1 protein-coding gene is annotated in these 807 nt (G+C 76.3%); it reads left to right on the top strand.

The features are described from left to right. Window positions 1-515: 515 nt before the first annotated feature. A partial coding sequence (locus CAP_RS43310; protein WP_044252756.1) for a GntR family transcriptional regulator occupies window positions 516-807 on the top strand: 292 nt, incomplete at its 3' end.

The following is an 807-nucleotide window of genomic DNA, read 5'->3' as shown; positions in this document are numbered from 1 at the left end:
AGGGCGATAAACTGAGCTTGATCGTGGGCGGGCGCGGGGGAAGATGCCGCGGCGGGGGCACGGGGCGTGGGGGCGGCGCCGCAGCCGAGCCAGGCGGGGAGCAGGAGCGCGACGGAGAGGGCGGCGCGGGGGAGCGGCGGGGCTGGCATGGGGAGGCTTAGAGGCGGCGCGGCGGGGGAAGTTCCCGGGGGGGTGGCGAGGGGAAGGCACAGTGGGGGTGAGGGGCCGGGGGCCGCGCTGGAGGGGTGAGGGGCTGGGGGTCGCGCTGGAGGCTGCGAGGGAGGGCGCAGGGCCTGGATCGGGAGGGGTGGGGGCTCCTATGCTGCCGCCGGTCGCCAGGGGCGTTTCTTTGGACGAGCATCGACGCCAAGGGGGCCGGGGCGACCTTGGGGGAGAGGGCGCGCGGGGGCGCGTCGGAAGAGGCACGGCGTCCCGTCGGTGGGTGTGCGTTGGTCCGGGTGTCGCGCAGGTCGGCAGGGAAGCCGCAACGTCGTCGGAAGCGGGTGGCCGGGGGGATGGCGACGTTCGTGTCGCTGGATGGGCGGCGTGGGGGGCCGCTGCATCGGCAGCTCTACGAGGCGGTGCGGCGGGCGATCGTGGAGGGGCGGTGGCAGGTGGGGAGCCGGGTGCCGTCGACGCGGCTGCTGGCAGAGCAGCTCGGGGTGTCGCGGAACACGGTGATGACGGCGTTCGAGGAGCTGCTGGCGGAAGGGTATCTGGTGGGGAGGGTGGGGTCGGGGACGTTCGTGGCCGGGGAGCTGCCGGAGCGGGCGCTGGGCGTGGAGGGGGGCGGGGCGCGGGGCGGGG

This window comes from Chondromyces apiculatus DSM 436 (genome assembly GCF_000601485.1).
GTDB lineage: Bacteria > Myxococcota_A > Polyangia > Polyangiales > Polyangiaceae > Chondromyces > Chondromyces apiculatus.
This window is presented reverse-complemented; position numbering and strand designations above follow the sequence as displayed.